Consider the following 15060-nt stretch of genomic DNA (forward strand, 5'->3'; position numbering starts at 1 on the left):
GGTGGCAGTTCAGCCGATCCGCCTGTTCGGCGACCCCGTGTTGCGCACTCCGGCGGAGCCGGTGAAGACCTTCGACAAGGAACTGCGCAAGCTCGTCAAAGACCTGACCGACACGATGATGGACGCCCCGGGCGCCGGCCTCGCCGCCCCGCAGATCGGCGTCGGGCTCCGCGTCTTCACCTACAACATCGACGACGTGGTCGGCCATCTGGTGAACCCGGTCCTCGACCTGGGCGAAGAGTGCGACGAGGAGGGCGAGGAGGGCTGCCTGTCCTTCCCCGGCCTGGCCTTCCCGACGCCGCGCGCGATCCGCGCGGTCGCCAAGGGCTTCAACATGCACGGCGACCCGGTCACGATCGAGGGCACCGACCTGATGGCCCGCTGCCTGCAGCACGAGACCGACCACCTCGACGGCATCCTGTTCATCGACCGCATGGACGCCAAGCAGCGCAAGCTCGCCATGAAGGCGGTCCGCGAGGCCGAGTGGAGCGGCCTGGCGGCCCCGGTCGTCAAGTTCTCGCCGCACGCCACGTTCGGGAGGGCCATCTAGTGCGTCTCGTCTTCGCGGGCACCCCCGAGACCGCGCTCCCGTCGCTGCGGGCCCTGCTGGCCTCCCGCCACGAGGTGGCGGCCGTGGTGACCCGGCCCGACGCCCAGTCGGGGCGCGGGCGCAGGCTCCACCCCAGCCCGGTCGCCGAGCTCGCCGCCGAGGCGGGCGTCGAGGTGCTGAAGCCCGCGAAGGCCGGCGACCCCGCCTTCCTCGACCGGCTGCGCCAGATCGCGCCCGACTGCTGCCCGGTGGTCGCCTACGGCGCGCTGCTGCCGCAGGCGGCGCTCGACATCCCGGTCCACGGCTGGGTCAACCTGCACTTCTCGCTGCTGCCGGCCTGGCGCGGCGCGGCCCCGGTCCAGCACGCCGTGCTCCACGGCGACGAGATCACCGGCGCGGCGACGTTCCGGATCGTCAAGGAGCTCGACGCCGGTCCGGTGTTCGGCGTGGTGACCGAGGAGATCCGGCCGTCCGACAGCAGCGGCGAGCTGCTGGCGCGGCTGGCCGAGTCGGGCGCGGGCCTGCTGGCCGCCACGATCGACGGCATCGAGGACGGCACCCTCGAAGCGCGCCCGCAGCCCGCCGAGGGGGTCAGCCTGGCTCCGAAGATCCAGGTCGACGACGCCCGGGTCGACTGGACCGCCCCGGCCCTCCGGGTCGACCGGCTCATCCGGGCCTGCACCCCCAATCCCGGCGCCTGGACGGAGTTCCGCGGCCACCGGCTCAAACTGGGCCCGGTGACCCCGGCCGCCGACGCCGAGAAGCTGGCGCCGGGCGAGATCCGCGTCCAGAAGAACCGGATCTGGGTCGGCACGGCCAGTCACCCCGTCCTCCTCGGCGAGGTGAGGGCCGAAGGGAAGAAGCCGATGACGGCGGGCGATTGGGCCCGCGGTGCCCGAATCGGGGAAGGCGACCATCTCAGCTGAGCTACCCTGAATGATCGCTCGCCACCACCAACCGAAGGCAACCGCCAGATGACGAACCGGGGCAACAACCCCTCAGGACGGCCCCGCTTCACCGGTCGGCGCGGCGGCCCTCCGAGGCCCCCCAAGCCCGTCCGCGACGAGGCGAGAAACGCGGCGTACGACCTGATGAGGGCCGTCGACGAGCGCGACGCCTACGCCAACCTGCTGCTGCCGCAGATGTTGCGCCAGCGTGACATCACCGGCCGCGACGCCGCCCTCGCGACCGAGCTGGCCTACGGCACCCTGCGGGGTCTGGGCACCTACGACGAGGTGATCGCCGCCTGCAGCGACCGCCCGCCGGAGGAGATCGACCCGCCGCTGCTCGACGCCATGCGCCTGGGCGTCCACCAGCTCCTGCGCACCCGCATCCCGGCCCACGCCGCCGTCTCGGCCACGATCGACCTGGTCCGGCTGCGGGTCGGCCAGGGGCCGTCGCGGTTCGCCAACGCGATCCTGCGCAAGGTCAGCCAGCGCTCGCTCGACGAGTGGCTGAAGGCCGTCGCGCCGCCGGTCGAAGACGACCCGATCGGCCACCTCGCGATCACCTACAGCCACCCGAAGTGGATCGTCACCGCCCTGCGCGACGCCGTCGGCGGGTCGATCGACGAGACCGCCAAGGCGCTCGAAGCCGACAACGAGCGGCCCCGGGTGGCCCTCGTCGCGCGGCCGGGCCGGGCCACGATCGACGAGCTCGTCGACGCCGGGGCCGAGCCCGCGCCCTACTCGCCCTACGGCGCCTACCTGGTCGACGGCGACCCCGGCCGGCTCAAGGCGGTCGGCGAGGCGCGCGCGGCGGTGCAGGACGAGGCGAGCCAGCTCGTCGCCCTGGCGCTGACCCGGGTGCCGCTCGACGACCGCGACGGCACCTGGCTCGACATGTGCGCCGGCCCCGGCGGCAAGGCGGGCCTGCTCGACGCGGTGGCCGCGCAGACGGGCGCCCGGCTGCTGGCGGGCGACTCGCAGGAGCACCGGGCCCGGCTGGTCTGGCAGGCGACCAAGGAGGCCGCCGTCGTGGTGGCCGACGGCACCAACCCGCCGTGGCGGGAGGGCGTGTTCGACCGGGTCATGCTCGACGCGCCGTGCACCGGGCTGGGGGCGTTGCGCCGCCGTCCCGAGGCGCGGTGGCGGCGTGACCCGCGCGGCATCCCCGACCTGACCGCGCTCCAGCGGGCGCTGCTGAAGGAGGCGCTCCGAGCGGTCCGTCCCGGCGGCGTGGTCGCCTACGTCACCTGCTCGCCGCACATCGCCGAGACGCGCGCCGTCGTGGGCGACATGGGCGAGCTGGCCGAGACGCTCGACGCCCGCGCCTACCTGCCCGAGGTCCCGGGGCTCGGCGACGGCCCCTACGCCCAGTTCTGGCCGCACCGCCACGGCACCGACGCGATGTTCCTGGCCCTGCTCAGACGTCGCGCCGCCTGAACAGCACGAACGCGACCACGAGCACCAGTGCCGTGTAGCCCGCGAAGACGCCGAACCCCTGCCACGGAGGCAGGGTGAACGGCGTCTCGCGGGTGGTCAGGATCGCGCTCCCGGCCGCCGGGGGCAGGAACTTCTGGACGGTACGCCCCCAGTCCTCCGGCAGGAACACCCCGAAGATCGGCGCCACGAAGAGCACCCCGAGCACCGACGTGATCGCCCCGGCGGTGTGCCGCACGATCGCCCCCGCGCCCAGCGAGATCAGCGCGATCAGGGTGAGGTAGAGCCCGCCGCCGGTGACCGCGCGCAGCACCTCGGGGTCGCCGATCCCGGCGCCGAGCCGCCGCATCGAGAAGATCGCCTGCGAGGCGAAGAACGCCGCGAACGACGAGATCAGCCCCACGACCAGCGCGATCACGGCCACCACGACGGCCTTGGCGGCCAGCAGGCGCGAGCGGCGCGGCACGGCCGACAACGACGTCCGCATGAGCCCCGACGAGAACTCGGTCGACACCGCCAGCACCCCGAGCACGCCCAGGGTGATCACCCCGAAGTTCAGTCCGGCCAGCCCGTAGGCGACCGGGTCGAAGGCCAGCCGGGCCCGGAAGCCGAGCCGATCGTAGGACAACGTGTACGCCAGCGCCAGCAGCGACGACAGTCCCACGGTCACCACGACGGTGGAGAACATGCTCCACAACGTCGACCGCACGGTCCAGATCTTGATCCACTCCCCGGCGACGGCTCCCGCGAAGGTGGCCCTCCGGAGGGTCATCCATCGATCCCGTGGAACTCGACGCTTCCGGCCGTCAGCCGCATGAACGCCTCCTCCAGCGACGGGTGGACGGGCGACAGCTCGTGCACCCGGATGCCGTGCCGGTAGGCGAGGTCGCCGAGATCGGCCGGCGTCACCCCGTACACCAGGAGGGCGTCCGCGGTGGTGCGGGCCCGCCAGTTCTCCGCGGCGACGGCCCGGACGAGGGCGGCCAGGTCGGGGGAGCGCACCCGCACGTGGCTGGCGGGGATGAAGTCGGCCATCGGGGTGTCGGCCAGGATCCGGCCCCGGCCGATCACGATGAGGTGCCCGGCGGTGAGGGCCATCTCCGACATCAGGTGGCTGGAGACGAACACGGTCCGCCCTTCGGCGGCCAGCGACTGCATCAGCCGCCGGATCCACAGGATGCCCTCGGGGTCCAGCCCGTTGACCGGTTCGTCGAACATCAGGATGGCGGGGTCGCCCAGCAGGGCGGCGGCGATGCCGAGCCGCTGGCCCATGCCCAGCGAGTAGCCCTTGGCCCGTTTGGCCGCGACGTCGTGGAGGCCGACGATGTCGAGCACCTCCCGGACGCGGCGCTTGGGGATGCCGTTGGTGCGGGCCAGGAACCGCAGGTGGTCGTACGCCGACCGCCCGCCGTGCCAGGCCTTGGCCTCCAGCAGCGCGCCGACCTCGCGCAGCGGCGCGGGCAGGTCGCGGTAGGGGCGCCCGTTGACGGTCACCGAGCCGGAGGTCGCCCGGTCGAGGTTGAGGATCAGCCGCATCGCGGTCGACTTGCCCGACCCGTTCGGGCCGAGGAAGCCCGTCACCACACCCGGCCGCACCGTGAAGTCGGCGTGGTCCAGGGCGGTCTTGCCGCCGTAGACCTTGGTCAGGCCGGATGCGCTGATCATGGTTCGAGGCTAGTTTGCGCAGATCATCCGCAGGTTCATGAGGGGACAAAACCTTGCCGCGTAGACTTCGGCGTCATGGCCGTACAGATCTCGCCCAGCATTTTGTCCGCCGATTTCGCCCGACTGGCCGACGAGGCCGCCCGGGTCGCGGGGGTGGCCGACTGGCTCCACGTCGACGTGATGGACAACCACTTCGTGCCCAACCTGACGCTCGGCCTGCCCGTGGTGGAGGCGCTGCTGAAGTCGGTCTCGACGCCGGTCGACTGCCACCTCATGATCGAAGACCCCGACCGGTGGGCCGTCGGCTACGCCGAGGCGGGCGCCAAGAGCGTGACCATCCACGCCGAGGCGGCCAAGGCGCCGGTGCGCACCCTCCGGGCGATCCGCAAGGAGGGCGCGCGGGCCGGGTTCGCGCTCAACCCGGCGACGGCCGTCGACGCCTACGAGGACCTGCTGCCCGAGGTCGACATGCTGCTGCTGATGACCGTCGAGCCCGGGTTCGGCGGGCAGCCGTTCCTGGACGGGGTGCTGCCGAAGATCCGCCGGGCCCGGCAGCTGGTGTCCAAGCACGGCCTAGAGGTCTGGATCCAGGTCGACGGCGGGGTGGCCGACGAGACCATCGAGCGCTGCGCCGAGGCGGGCGCCGACGTCTTCGTGGCCGGGAACGCCGTCTACGGCCGCGACGACCCCGCCGAGGCGGTCCGGGCACTTCGCGCCCTCGCCGAGGGGGCGTAGCGTGAGGTCATGAACCAAGACGGGCTCTTCGGGCCCGGTTCGGTCACCTGGCGGGTGATGGCGGAGCCGGTACTGTTCGTGGGCGGCTTCCGGGCCCTGCTGATGCAGGGCCTCCACCCCCGGGCGATGCGCGGGGTGATCCAGAACTCGGCGCTGTTCGATCCGTCCGAGGCGTGGGCGCGGTTCCTGCGCACGACCGAGTTCGTCCGGGTGCGCACCTACGGCTCCGCGGAGGAGGTGGAGAAGGCCGCCTCCCGGGTCCGCAAGATCCATGCGACCCTGACCGCCTACGACCCCGACGTCGGCGACCGCTACCACCTCGACGAGCCCGACGCGCTGCGCTGGGTGCACGTCGGGGAGGTCGACTCCTACCTGTCCACGGCCCGCCGCTCCGGGGTGCCCCTGACCGACGACGAGGCCGACCGGTTCGTGTACGAATGGCGCCGCGCCGCCGAGGTCGTCGGCCTGTCACCGGACGAGGTGCCCCACTCGGTGGGCGAGATGCGCGACTACATCGAGGCCGAGCGGCCGAAGTTGCGGTTCGTCCCCGAGGCGCCCCACCCGCTGCTGATGTCGCTCAACCCGCCGCTCCCGGCCCGCCTCACCCTGCTCAAGCCGGTCTTCCCGTGGATCACCGCCGTGGCCTTCGCCAGCCTGCCCCGCTGGGCCAGACGCCTCTACGGCCTGCCCGCCACCCCGTTCGGCGACGTGTGGGCGACGGTGACGCTGCGTACCGTCCGGACCGGCCTGAACGCCGTCCCCAGGGCACTGCGACCGGCGCCACATTGACGCCGCCCGGAACCCTCGTGGCAGACTGGGAATAACTTGCGTAGGCAACAGCCTTTACGCACATCGAAGAAAGCATTGCGTGCTCCGGGGTCGGTGAAAGTCCGAACCGGCGGTGACAGTCCGCGACCCGGCCGAATCCATCGGCCGGTTGACCTGGTGGAATTCCAGGACCGACGGTGAAAGTCCGGATGGGAGGCAGCACGCGGCGGACGAGGCCCCTGTTCGGGGTGCGTCCGTCCTTGGGCGCTTCCATGCCCATGCCCCGGAGCCCTGATTCAGGGAAGGGACCGGGGTGGACGATCACTTCATGCGCCGGGCGATCGACCTCGCCGCGCGCGGGCTGGGCACGACGAGCCCGAATCCGGTGGTCGGGTGCGTGATCACGTCCGCCGGGGGCTCCGTCGTCGGCGAGGGCTTCCACGCCGCGGCCGGCGGGCCGCACGCCGAGGTCTGGGCGCTGCGCGAGGCCGGTGAGCTGGCCCGGGGCGGCACCGCCTACGTCACCCTCGAACCCTGCGACCACCACGGCCGGACCGGGCCCTGCTCCGAGGCCCTGCTCAAGGCCGGGATCGAACGGGTCGTCGTCGCGGTGCCCGACCCGAACCCGGCCGCGGCCGGCGGCGCGAAGCGGCTGCGCCGTGAGGGCGTCGCGGTCGAGACGGGACTCCTGCGGGCGGAGGCCGAGCGGGGGAACGCCCACTGGCTGACGTACACGCGGCTGAGGCGGCCGTTCGTCACGTGGAAGTTCGCCGCGACCCTCGACGGGCGGTCGGCCGCCGCCGACGGCACCAGCCAGTGGATCACCTCGCCGGAGGCCCGCGCCGACGTGCACCGCCTGCGCGCGCAGCACGACGCGATCATGGCCGGGATCGGCACCGTGCTGGCCGACGACCCCCGCCTGACCGTCCGGCCCGCCACGGCCACGCCGCTGCGGGTGGTGGTCGACAGCGAGGGGCGTACACCCCCCGGGGCGAAGGTGCTCGACGGCGCCGCGCCGACGCTGCTCGCCGTCGGGGCCGAGGTTCCCCACGAGAACGCCGTGCGCGTCCCGCGCGGCCCCCGCGGCCTCGACCTGCCCGCCCTGCTGACCGAACTCCACCGCCGCCAGATCGTCAGCGTCTTCCTCGAAGGCGGCCCCACCCTCGCCGGGAGCTTCCTGCGCGCCGGTCTGGTCGACCGGATCGTCGCCTACCTGGCGCCCGCGTTCCTCGGCTCCGGGGCGAGCGCCCTGGGCGACGCCGGCGTGACGGGCGTCGACGGCATCCACCGCTGGGAGTTCGAAGACGTCGTCCCCATTGGACCGGACCTGCGCGTGACCGCGCGGCCGGCGCCCCCGAAGGAGAACTGAGCATGTTCACCGGAATCGTCGAGGAACTCGGCGAGGTCGTCGCCGTCGACCCCCTCCCGCAGGCGGCCCGGCTGGCCTTCCGCGGCCCCAGAGTCACCGAGGACGCCGGGCACGGCGACTCGATCGCCGTCAACGGCGTGTGCCTGACCGTCGTCGAGGTCAACGACGACGTCTTCACCGTCGACGTCATGAAGGAGACCCTCGACCGCAGCAGCCTCGGCGCGCTGACCGTGGGGTCGCCGGTGAACCTGGAGCGCGCGGTCCGCGCCGACCAGCGGCTCGGCGGCCACATCGTGCAGGGCCACGTCGACGGGACCGGGACCATCCTGAAGCGGGAACCCGACGAGCACTGGGAGGTCGTGACCATCTCGCTGCCCGCCGACCTGGCCCGCTACGTCGTCCACAAGGGCTCGATCACGGTCGACGGCGTCTCGCTGACCGTCGCGTCGGTCTCCGGCGAGGAGTTCACCGTCAGCCTCATCCCCACCACGCTCGCCCTGACGACGCTGGGCCGCAAGGTCGCCGGTGACCCGGTGAACCTGGAGGCCGACGTCATCGCCAAGTACGTGGAGAAGCTGGTGGCCCGGTGAACGCCGGCTTCGAGGTCCTCGGGACGACCGTCCTGTGGACCGACCTCATCGGCAACATCCTGGCCCTGGCCACGGTCGTGTTCGCCATCCGCCGGTCGCTCTGGACGTGGCCGGTCCAGCTGACCGCGTCGGTGCTGCTGCTGGCCGCCTCCGTGAACGCGGGGCTGACCGGCAACGCGCTGAAGCAGGTCATGTTCGGCGTGCTGGCCGTCTACGGCTGGGTGCGGTGGAAGAGCCAGGGCGAGGAGCTGGCCGTGCGGCCCGCGACGTACGCCGAGCGGCTGTTCCTGACCGGCACCGTCGTCGTCGGCACCGCCCTGGTCGGCTGGTTCTTCTTCGTCACCGGGCTCTCGTGGGGCGCGCACGCCCCCCTTCCCGAGGGCTACTTCCTGGTGGCCGCCGACGCCTACATCTTCGTCGGCAGCGCGGTCGCGACCTGGGCCCAGGGCCGGGCGCTGACCGACTTCTGGCTGGTCTGGATCGCCGTCGACCTCGTCGGAGTGCCGCTGGCCTTCCGGTCGGGGCTGGTCGTCTCCGGGGCGGTCTACGCGGTGTTCTTCGTCCTGGTCCTCACCGGATTCGCGAACTGGCGCAAGCAGGAGGCGGTCGCAGTATGAACGACATCAGGCTCGACCCGATCGAACGGGCGATCGCCGACATCCGCGACGGCAAGCCGGTCGTGGTCGTCGACAACGAGAACCGCGAGAACGAGGGCGACCTCATCTTCGCGGCCTCCAAGGCCACGCCCCAGACGCTGGCCTTCACGATCCGGCACAGCTCCGGGGTCATCTGCGTCGGCATGCGGGGCGACGACCTCGACCGGCTGGGGCTGCCGCTGATGGTGAACGACAACAAGGAGCGCATGCGGACGGCGTACACGATCAGCGTCGACGCCCGCGACGGGGTCAGCACCGGCATCAGCGCCGCCGACCGGGCACGCACCATCCGCACCCTGGCCGACTCGGCCACCGAGCCGTTCGAGCTGGTCCGGCCCGGTCACATCTTCCCGCTGCGCTACCGCGACGGCGGCGTGCTGGTGCGGCCCGGCCACACCGAGGCCGCCGTCGACCTGGCCCGGCTCGCCGGGCTGACCCCCGCCGGGGCGCTGGCCGAGGTGACCAACGACGACGGCACGATGGCCCGGCTGCCCGAGCTGCGCGCCTTCGCCGACGAGCACGACCTCGCGCTGGTCTCCATCGAGCAGCTCATCGAGTTCCGCCGCCGCACCGAACGGGTGGTGACCCGGGTCGCCGAGACGCTGATCCCGAACCGCTACGGCATGTGGCGGGCTTATGGCTTCGCCAGCTCCCTCGACGGCGGCGAGCACGTCGCGCTCGTCTACGGCGACCTCGACGACGGCGAGAACGTGCTGGTCCGGGCCCACTCCGAATGCATGACGGGCGACGTGCTCGGCTCGCTGCGCTGCGACTGCGGCGTGCAGCTCGACCACGCCATGGCCGCCATCGCCGAGGAGGGCCGCGGCGTGGTCGTCTACCTGCGCGGCCACGAGGGCCGCGGCATCGGCCTGCTGGCCAAGCTGCGCGCCTACGCCCTCCAGGACGACGGCCACGACACCGTCGACGCCAACCTCGAACTCGGCCTGCCGGTCGACGCCCGCGAGTTCTCCAACGCCGGCCAGATGCTCGGCGACCTCGGGGTCAAGTCGGTGCGCCTGCTGACCAACAACCCCGCCAAGATGCGGGGGATGGACGGCTACGGCATCAAGGTCCTCGGCCGCGAGCCGATGCCGATCGCCGTGAACCCGTACAACGAGAAGTACCTGTACGCCAAACGTGACCGGCTTGGTCATGAGATTCCCGAGGAGAGAGCATGAGTGGTGGCGGACGTCCGGAGACCTGGCCGGTCGAGGCGCAGGGCCTCACGGTCGGCATCGTCGCGGCCCGGTGGCACGAGAAGATCACCGACCAGCTGGTCGAACGGGCCGTCGCGGCGGCCAAGGACTGCGGCGCGACCCCGACCGTCGTCCGGGTGGCCGGATCGCTGGAGATCCCCGTGGTGGCGCAGGCGCTCGCCCGCACCCACGACGCCGTGGTGGCGCTGGGCGCGGTCATCCGCGGCAGGACGGCCCACTTCGACTACGTGTGCGACTCGGTCACCAGCGGCCTGACCAGGGTCTCCCTCGACGAGTCGACCCCCGTCGGCAACGGCGTGCTGACGTGTGACAGCGTCCACCAGGCCGTCGAGCGGTCGGGGGTGCCCGGTTCGAAGGAGGACAAGGGCTACGAGGCCACGGTCGCGGCCCTGGAGACGGCGGTTCTGTTGCGCGAGCTCGCCTCCGGATCGCGCTAACGTTCGGTCTCATGTTCCCGAGTGTTCCCGCGCCGCCCCTCCCCGTCGTCTGGCGTCCGAAAAGGGCCCGTGTCGTGGCCTACACGCTCGCGGCGATCATGGTGGGCGGCGCGCTGATCCTGGCGGTCGTGCTCCCGGAGCAGTTCCACCTGCCCGACCGCATCGGGGTCTTCGTCTTCGGCTGCGCGGTCGCCTTCCTCCTCCACCTGCTGGGCCGCCTGCGGGTGGAGGCCGACGACCAGGGCGTGACCGTGGTCAACGCCGTGCGGGTGCACCGCTACGAGTGGGCCGAGATCCTCGGCGTCTCCCTCCCGGAGGCCGAGCCCTGGCCCCGCCTCGACCTCGCCGACGGGAGCGTCGTGGGCGCGATGGGGATCCAGGGCTCGGAGAAGGCGCGGGCGGCGCGCGCGGTGGCGGAGCTGAACGCCCTGATCAAGATCAAGAGCGAGGCCCCCGACCACTAGGCCGCCTTCGCGACCAGGCCCCTCCTGCGCAGTTCGGGCAGCACGCCCTCGCCGAACCAGTAGGCCTCCTCCAGGTGGGGGTAGCCCGACAGGATGAACTCCGACGCCCCGTGGGCGGCGTACTCCTCCAGCAGGTCGGCGACCTCGGCGTGGCTGCCGACCAGCGCGGTGCCCGCGCCGCCCCGCACCAGGCCCACACCGGCCCACAGGCCGGGGTGGATCTCCAGGTCGCGGGCCCTGCCGCTCGTGAAGCCCTCGTGCAGGGCGAGCATGCGCTTCTGGCCGACCGACTCGCTGGTCGACAGGAGCTTGCGGGCCTTGGCGATGTCGCCGCTCGGGATGCGCTCCAGCAGGCGGCCGGCCTCGGCCCAGGCCTCCTCGCTGGTGTCTCGGGTGATGACGTGCAGGCGCACGCCGTACCGGAGGGTGCGCCCTTCCCGGGCGGCCAGCTCGCGGATCCAGCCGAGCTTCTCGCCCACCTGTGCGGGCGGCTCGCCCCAGGTCAGGTAGACGTCGGCGTGCTTGGCGGCCACCGGGCCGGCCGCGCCGGAGGAGCCGCCGAAGTAGATCTCCGGGGTGGGCTCCGGCGGGGCGGCGACGCGGGCGTCGGCCACGTCGTAGTAGGTCCCGGTGAAGTCGAAGCCGCCCTGCCAGGCGCCCCGCACGACGCTGAGGAACTCGTCGGTGCGGGCGTAGCGCTCGTCCTTGCTCAGGTGGTCGCCGAAGCGGGCCTGCTCGGCCGTCTCGCCGCCGGTCACCACGTTCAGCAGCAGCCGCCCGCCCGAGACACGCTGGTAGGTCGCGGCCATCTGCGCGGCCAGGGTCGGGGAGAGCAGGCCCGGCCGGAACGCCACCAGGAACTTCAGCCGGGTCGTCACCTGGGTGAGGGCCGCCGTGATGAGCCAGGCGTCCTCGCACCAGGTGCCGGTCGGGGTCAGCACCGCCTCGAAGCCGACCTGCTCGGCCGCCTTCGCGATCTGGCCCAGGTACTCGACCGACGGGGGACGGTATTCGGCGTCGCCGTGGGTGCGGCCCAGGCCGTGGCCGCCGGCCACGATCGAGCGGCCGTCGCCGGTCGTCGGCAGGAACCAGTGGAACCTCACTGCGCCGCCCCCACGATGTCGTTGAAACGCCGGTCGACGAAGTCGGCGAACGTCAGGCCGCCCGGGATGAGGCCCTCGGCGGCGAAGGCGTCGGCCATCTCCTGCTCCGAGGTGACCACCGCGTCGTCGATCACGATGGGCGAGGAGACCGCGTTGTCGACCGCCGCGTCGGCGACCTCCTGCGGCAGGCCGGTCTCGGCGGCCCACACCTTGGCCCATTCGGGCTTGTGGGTGAGCGCCCACTCACGGGCCTTGGCGAGCCGCGTCAGGTAGTCGCGGACCGCGTCGGCCTTGGTCTCGACCGCCTCGGGGGCGGCGACGGTGAAGTTCAGGCCGTTGACGTAGCCGGTGCCGTCGACCAGCACCTTGGCCTTGTGCTGCAGGATCGCCTGGGAGGTGAAGGGCTCCCAGATCGTCCAGGCGTCGACCGTGCCGCCGGAGAAGGCGGCCAGCGCGTCGGCGGGCTGGAGGTACTGCGGCTGGATGTCGGAGAACTTCAGGCCCTCCTTCTTCAGCACCGACAGCAGGTGGTAATGGGAGGAGCTGCCCTTGGCCACCGCGATCTTCTTGCCCTTGAGGCCGGCCGGGCCGGTCACCGTCGAGTTCGCCGGTACGACCACCGCCGCCCCCGTCACGTTCTGCTTGTAGGCCGCCACGATCTTGATCTTCGAGTTGGCCGCCGCCGCGAAGATCGGGGGAGTGTTGCCCACGCCGCCGATGTCGACGGCCCCGGCGTTGATCGCCTCCAGCAGCGGCGGGCCCGACGTGAACTGGGCGAACGTGATCTTGTACGGGGCGTCGTCGAGCAGCCCGGCCGCCTTCAGCAGCGCCTGCGACCCCGCCTTCTGGTCGCCGACGCGGAGGGTGACCGTGCTCTGTGCGGCGCCGGCGTCGGTCGACGGAGCGCCGCACGCGGCGGCGGCCAGCAGCAGGACGGCGGCCAGCAGTGCGCGTTTCATGATCTTCCTTCGGGTGAGACGCCGAGCGCGGCGAGCAGGGTGTTTCGCAGGGTGACCAGGTCGGGGTCCTCGCGGTGGCGGGGACGTTCGGCCGTGATGGGGATGTCGTGGGCGATGCGGCCCTCGTCGAGCACCAGCACCCGGTCGGCCAGCAGCAGCGCCTCGTCCACGTCGTGGGTGACCAGCAGCACGGCCGGGCGGTGCCGGGCCCACAACTCCAGCACGAGCTGGTGGATGGTGATCCGGGTGAGGGCGTCGAGGGCCGAGAAGGGCTCGTCGAGCAGCAGCAGTTCAGGCTCGCGGACCAGCGCGCGGGCCAGGCTCGCGCGCTGCGCCTCACCGCCCGAGAGGGTGAGCGGCCACGCGTCGGACCGTTCGGCCAGGCCGACCTCGGCCAGCGCCGCCTTCGCCTTGTCGGCGGGGGCGTCCAGCCCGAGCGTGATGTTGGCCAGCAGCCGCTTCCACGGCACCAGCCGGGGCTCCTGGAAGGCCACCGCGACCGAGTCGGTGACGTCGATCGCGCCGGTGACCTCGTCGTCGAGCCCGGCCAGGGCCCGCAGGAGGGTCGACTTGCCGGAGCCGCTGCGGCCCAGCAGGGCCGTGAACTCGCCGTCGCGCAGTTCCAGGTCGAGCGAGTCGAGCACGACCCGGTCGCCGAACGCGCGCGCTACGCCAGAAAGCCGCGTCGCCATGCCAGCGCCCTCCGCTCCAGAAGCCGGACGATCGCGTCGGTGGCCAGCCCGAGCGCGCTGTAGACGAGCAGCCCGACCACGATCACGTCGGTGCGCAGGAACTCGCGGGCGTCGTTGATCATGTAGCCGAGGCCGGTGGTCGCGTTCACCTGCTCGGCCACGATCAGCGCCAGCCAGGCCACGCCGAGGGCCTGCCGCAGCCCGACGAGCGTCTGGGGCAGCGCGCCCGGCAGCACGATGTGCCTGATGAGCTGGCCGCGCGACAACTTCAGCGTCTTGGCGACCTCGGCGAGCTTGCCGTCGACGCCCCGGATGCCGGAGAAGGTGTTGAGGTAGAGGGGGAACGACACCGCCAGGGCCACCAGCAGGATCTTCGGTTCCTCGCCGATGCCGAACCAGAGGATGAACAGCGGGATGAGGCCGAAGAACGGCAGCGCCCGCAGTGCCTGCATGATCGGGTCGACCGCGTTCTCACCCGCCCGGCTCAGCCCCGCCGCCAGGGCCAGCAGGATTCCGGCCGCGCCGCCGACCAGGAAGCCGACCAGCACCCGCTGGAGCGAGACGCCGATCGCGGTCGGCAGCGTCCCCGCCTGGGTCAGTTCGACGGCGGTGGAGGCGATGGTGGCCGGTGCGGCCAGCAGGCGTTCGGGGAGCAGGCCGGTCGCGCTGGCGATCTGCCAGATCACGAGGAGGGCGAGCGGGCTCAGCCAGCGATGCCACGCGGTGACGCGGCGCCGTGGCCCTTTCGGCGTGGCGCGCGGTGTTTCGACCGGGCGCGCCAGCTCGACGACGGACATACGGGAACCTCGCAGAGAGCGGTGAGTGGACCGCCCTCAGAGTTACCCATATTTCCTACCAAGTCAATCGGTAATATGCCGGAGCTCCCGTGCCAGGTTGCGCCTGGCCTGCTCTTCCCACAGGTCACGGGCGGTTTCGGTGCCGTAGAGAGAACCGCCGAGCAGCCGGCGGAGCACCTCGGCCCGGCCGACGCGGAACAAGGGGTCGGGCACGTGGCGGTATTCCTGCCGGACCGCTTCGGCGTAGGCGTCGTACCGCTCCGGGCTCTGGCCGAGCACGGCCAGGTCGGCGTCGCACAACACCGCCGCGTTCCCGTCCTCCGGGTGGTAGGAGTGCGTCGCGGTCACCCTGACCAGCCGGGCGACCTCCCGGGCGACCCGCAGCCCCAGGGTCGTCAGGCGCGACTGGGCGAGCTGGGCGCTGCGCTCCTCGTCCAGGCCGGGCCGGCCGTCGTAGACGGCGTCGTGGAACCAGGCCGCCAGCCGGACCGCCCGGAGATCACGGGCGTGGGCCCGGAGCGGTTCGACCGCCGCCAGGACGTCGGTCAGGTGACGGGTCGTGTGGTAGCGGCGGTGGGGTTCGGCCCAGCGTGCGGACAACTCCGCGACCAGGGCGCGCCCCGCGGGGGAGTCGGGGAAATCCTGCGTCACCCCGCGAACCTACCAAGGGCGATCGT

At 72.4% G+C, this 15060-nt stretch carries 18 protein-coding genes and 1 riboswitch; of the genes, 11 read left to right on the forward strand and 7 right to left on the reverse strand.

Translation table 11 applies throughout. The features are described from left to right. Position 1 precedes the first annotated feature (1 nt). Genes def through QSK34_RS03200 form a run of 3 tightly spaced genes read left to right on the forward strand, consistent with a single transcriptional unit; the run spans position 2 to position 2934 of the window. On the forward strand, positions 2–550 hold the full coding sequence (def, locus tag QSK34_RS03190) for a peptide deformylase (protein WP_285579672.1): 549 nt from the start codon (positions 2–4) through the stop codon (positions 548–550). After that, positions 550–1476: a methionyl-tRNA formyltransferase gene (gene fmt / locus QSK34_RS03195; RefSeq protein ID WP_285579673.1), complete on the forward strand. Its 927-nt coding sequence runs from the start codon at positions 550–552 to the stop codon at positions 1474–1476. Before def ends, fmt begins: the two co-directional genes overlap by 1 nt. 48 nt (positions 1477–1524) lie before the next feature. Next, positions 1525–2934: an RsmB/NOP family class I SAM-dependent RNA methyltransferase gene (locus QSK34_RS03200; RefSeq protein ID WP_285579674.1), complete on the forward strand. Its 1410-nt coding sequence runs from the start codon at positions 1525–1527 to the stop codon at positions 2932–2934. On the opposite strand, the gene QSK34_RS03205 is transcribed toward QSK34_RS03200, so the two are convergent. Both QSK34_RS03205 and QSK34_RS03210 read right to left on the reverse strand, forming a co-directional pair. Next, complete coding sequence (locus QSK34_RS03205) at positions 2915–3703, reverse strand: ABC transporter permease subunit (RefSeq protein WP_285579675.1); 789 nt, start codon at positions 3701–3703, stop codon at positions 2915–2917. The genes QSK34_RS03200 and QSK34_RS03205 overlap by 20 nt on opposite strands. Then, positions 3700–4596: an ATP-binding cassette domain-containing protein gene (locus QSK34_RS03210; RefSeq protein WP_285579676.1), complete on the reverse strand. Its 897-nt coding sequence runs from the start codon at positions 4594–4596 to the stop codon at positions 3700–3702. The genes QSK34_RS03205 and QSK34_RS03210 overlap by 4 nt, the downstream gene beginning before the upstream one ends. A 75-nt stretch (positions 4597–4671) precedes the next feature. Between QSK34_RS03210 and rpe the strand changes: the two genes are divergently transcribed. The 8 genes from rpe to QSK34_RS03250 all read left to right on the forward strand — a co-directional run bounded on the left by rpe (position 4672) and on the right by QSK34_RS03250 (position 10832). Next, a complete protein-coding gene (gene rpe / locus QSK34_RS03215; RefSeq protein WP_161480096.1) occupies positions 4672–5331 on the forward strand; it encodes a ribulose-phosphate 3-epimerase in 660 nt (219 codons plus the stop codon). 9 nt (positions 5332–5340) lie between these two features. Then, positions 5341–6120, forward strand: coding sequence for an oxygenase MpaB family protein (locus QSK34_RS03220; protein WP_285579677.1), 780 nt, complete (start codon positions 5341–5343; stop codon positions 6118–6120). A 75-nt stretch (positions 6121–6195) separates the two neighbouring features. Continuing rightward, positions 6196–6326: riboswitch (FMN riboswitch) on the forward strand. A gap of 86 nt (positions 6327–6412) precedes the next feature. Further along, the gene (ribD, locus tag QSK34_RS03225) at positions 6413–7468 is read left to right on the forward strand and encodes a bifunctional diaminohydroxyphosphoribosylaminopyrimidine deaminase/5-amino-6-(5-phosphoribosylamino)uracil reductase RibD (protein ID WP_285579678.1); all 1056 of its coding nucleotides are present in this window, start codon (positions 6413–6415) and stop codon (positions 7466–7468) included. 2 nt (positions 7469–7470) lie between these two features. After that, positions 7471–8058: a riboflavin synthase gene (locus tag QSK34_RS03230; RefSeq protein WP_285579679.1), complete on the forward strand. Its 588-nt coding sequence runs from the start codon at positions 7471–7473 to the stop codon at positions 8056–8058. Beyond that, positions 8055–8675, forward strand: coding sequence for a nicotinamide mononucleotide transporter family protein (locus QSK34_RS03235; protein ID WP_285579680.1), 621 nt, complete (start codon positions 8055–8057; stop codon positions 8673–8675). Before QSK34_RS03230 ends, QSK34_RS03235 begins: the two co-directional genes overlap by 4 nt. Further along, the gene (locus QSK34_RS03240) at positions 8672–9892 is read left to right on the forward strand and encodes a bifunctional 3,4-dihydroxy-2-butanone-4-phosphate synthase/GTP cyclohydrolase II (protein ID WP_285579681.1); all 1221 of its coding nucleotides are present in this window, start codon (positions 8672–8674) and stop codon (positions 9890–9892) included. Before QSK34_RS03235 ends, QSK34_RS03240 begins: the two co-directional genes overlap by 4 nt. After that, positions 9889–10368, forward strand: a complete 480-nt coding sequence (gene ribH / locus QSK34_RS03245) for a 6,7-dimethyl-8-ribityllumazine synthase (protein ID WP_161480091.1) — start codon at positions 9889–9891, stop codon at positions 10366–10368. The genes QSK34_RS03240 and ribH overlap by 4 nt, the downstream gene beginning before the upstream one ends. An 11-nt stretch (positions 10369–10379) precedes the next feature. Continuing rightward, on the forward strand, positions 10380–10832 hold the full coding sequence (locus tag QSK34_RS03250) for a PH domain-containing protein (protein ID WP_285579682.1): 453 nt from the start codon (positions 10380–10382) through the stop codon (positions 10830–10832). On the opposite strand, the gene QSK34_RS03255 is transcribed toward QSK34_RS03250, so the two are convergent. The 5 genes from QSK34_RS03255 to QSK34_RS03275 form a co-directional block, all read right to left on the reverse strand. Next, complete coding sequence (locus QSK34_RS03255) at positions 10829–11935, reverse strand: LLM class flavin-dependent oxidoreductase (RefSeq protein ID WP_285579683.1); 1107 nt, start codon at positions 11933–11935, stop codon at positions 10829–10831. The genes QSK34_RS03250 and QSK34_RS03255 overlap by 4 nt on opposite strands. Beyond that, a complete protein-coding gene (locus QSK34_RS03260) occupies positions 11932–12894 on the reverse strand; it encodes an ABC transporter substrate-binding protein (RefSeq protein WP_285579685.1) in 963 nt (320 codons plus the stop codon). The genes QSK34_RS03255 and QSK34_RS03260 overlap by 4 nt, the downstream gene beginning before the upstream one ends. Continuing rightward, positions 12891–13586 (reverse strand): ABC transporter ATP-binding protein, encoded by a 696-nt coding sequence (locus QSK34_RS03265; protein WP_285579687.1) that lies wholly within the window; start codon positions 13584–13586, stop codon positions 12891–12893. Before QSK34_RS03265 ends, QSK34_RS03260 begins: the two co-directional genes overlap by 4 nt. Then, positions 13562–14383 (reverse strand): ABC transporter permease, encoded by an 822-nt coding sequence (locus QSK34_RS03270; protein WP_285579689.1) that lies wholly within the window; start codon positions 14381–14383, stop codon positions 13562–13564. The genes QSK34_RS03265 and QSK34_RS03270 overlap by 25 nt, the downstream gene beginning before the upstream one ends. 63 nt (positions 14384–14446) lie before the next feature. Continuing rightward, the gene (locus QSK34_RS03275; RefSeq protein WP_285579691.1) at positions 14447–15034 is read right to left on the reverse strand and encodes an HD domain-containing protein; all 588 of its coding nucleotides are present in this window, start codon (positions 15032–15034) and stop codon (positions 14447–14449) included. Positions 15035–15060: the final 26 nt, after the last annotated feature.

Origin of the sequence: Herbidospora sp. NBRC 101105 (assembly GCF_030269205.1) — a bacterium.
Taxonomy (GTDB): domain Bacteria; phylum Actinomycetota; class Actinomycetes; order Streptosporangiales; family Streptosporangiaceae; genus Herbidospora; species Herbidospora solisilvae.